This window comes from Dietzia sp. HMSC21D01 (assembly GCF_001815995.1).
In the GTDB taxonomy this organism is placed as follows: Bacteria; Actinomycetota; Actinomycetes; order Mycobacteriales; family Mycobacteriaceae; genus Dietzia; species Dietzia cinnamea.
Window position 1 is genome coordinate 1 of the sequence record NZ_KV824171.1, and the last position, 1656, is coordinate 1656.

At 75.7% G+C, this 1656-nt stretch carries 1 protein-coding gene and 1 pseudogene; both read left to right on the forward strand.

The annotated features are described in order from the left end of the window. Positions 1 to 57 precede the first annotated feature (57 nt). A complete protein-coding gene (mnmA, locus tag HMPREF3086_RS17430) occupies positions 58 to 1188 on the forward strand; it encodes a tRNA 2-thiouridine(34) synthase MnmA (protein WP_070723209.1) in 1131 nt (376 codons plus the stop codon). Then, positions 1185 to 1656: pseudogene (locus HMPREF3086_RS17435) on the forward strand (cobalamin-independent methionine synthase); the annotation flags it as partial. The gene mnmA and the pseudogene HMPREF3086_RS17435, both read left to right, overlap by 4 nt.

Genomic DNA, 1656 nt, shown 5'->3' on the forward strand with positions numbered 1-1656 from the left:
CGCCGACCGCGCCCGCGTCGCGGGCCTCGGCCTGGCCCGCGCCGGGGTGAGCGCATCATGAGAGTGCTCGCCGCGATGAGCGGGGGAGTGGACTCCGCCGTGGCCGCCGCCCGAGCCGTTGCCGCCGGCCACGAGGTCGTGGGCGTGCACCTGGCCCTCAGCAGCGATCCGGCGACCCTGCGGACCGGATCCCGGGGCTGCTGCTCGCGCGAGGACGCCGGAGACGCACGCCGCGTCGCCGACCTGCTGGGGATCCCCTTCTACGTCTGGGACTTCGCCGAGCGGTTCCGGGCCGACGTCATCGACGACTTCGTCGAGTCCTATGCCCGCGGGGAGACGCCCAACCCGTGCCTGCGCTGCAACGAGCGAATCAAGTTCGAGGCGCTGCTCGAGCGCGGCATGGCGCTCGGGTTCGACGCCGTCGCGACCGGACACTACGCCCGGCTGTCGACCGAGGAGCTCCCCGACGGCTCCCGCCGACCCGTCCTGCGCCGGGCGGTCGACGCGGCCAAGGACCAGTCCTACGTCCTCGGCGTGCTCACCCCCGAGCAGCTCGCCCACTCGATGTTCCCGCTGGGGGACTCGCTCAAGTCGCAGGTCCGCGCCGAGGCGGAGGCGGCGGGCCTGCCGGTGGCCACCAAGCCCGACAGCCACGACATCTGCTTCATCCCGTCCGGCGACACGCGCGCGTTCCTCGGGGCCCGCATCGGGGTGCGTCCCGGCGCGGTCGTCGACGCCGACACCGGTGACGAGCTCGGCCGCCACGACGGGATCCACGGGTTCACCATCGGCCAGCGCAAGGGGCTCGGCGTGCAGGGGCCCGCGGCCGACGGCCGCCCCCGGTACGTCACCGCGATCGACGCCGACAGCGGCACGGTCACCGTCGGCGGTGCCGATCACCTGCTGTCCGTCGCCATGACGGCCACCTCGCCGTACTGGCTGGTCGACGACGACATCCGCGAGACCGACTGCCACGTCCAGATCCGCGCGCACGGCGAGGCCACCCCGGCCCACGTCCGGCGCATCGGGGACGGAGCGGACGCCACTCTCGAGATCACCCTGCACGAGCCGGTCCGCGGGGTCGCGCCCGGGCAGGCCGCCGTTTTGTACCGCTCCGAGCCCGACGGCGACCGCGTCCTGGGCAGCGGCACCATCTCCGCCTCCCGCCCGGCGACGGAGGCGGTGTGACGCCAAAGGCGGGCCCCGCTCCGTCCAGCACCGGGCCCGGCCCGATGCCCGGCACCGATCCCCGCGAGGCGGCCCGCGTCGTGATGGGGGAGTGCCACTCCCTGCCGTTCCTGCCGGAGCTGCCGGACCGGGGCCCCGGCGCGGACGCGATCGGCCGCACCCTCGCGACGCTCGCCGACCTGCCCACGGACGTCACCCCGCGCGGGTGGCGACTCGCGGATTCGCCGGGTCGTCTCGCCCGGCGGGCCGCAGACCACCTCGACCGGGACGGCGACGCCCTCGAGGAGGCCGATGAGCTGGCGAGGGACCCCGAGGAGGTGCCCGAGCCCGGCCGTCGCCGGCTCCAGGTGCGGATCGTGGGCCCGTGGTCGCTCGCGGCGCAGGTGGAACTGCCCGGCGGGATGCCGGTCCTGTCCGACCGCGGTGCCCGACGCGACCTGGCGGCCTCCCTCGGCGAGGGCGCGGGAG

Bases quoted from the DNA above. Each gene is read 5' to 3' on its own strand.
- mnmA (WP_070723209.1), top strand. From the start codon at position 58: ATGAGAGTGCTCGCCGCGATGAGCGGGGGAGTGGACTCCGCCGTGGCC.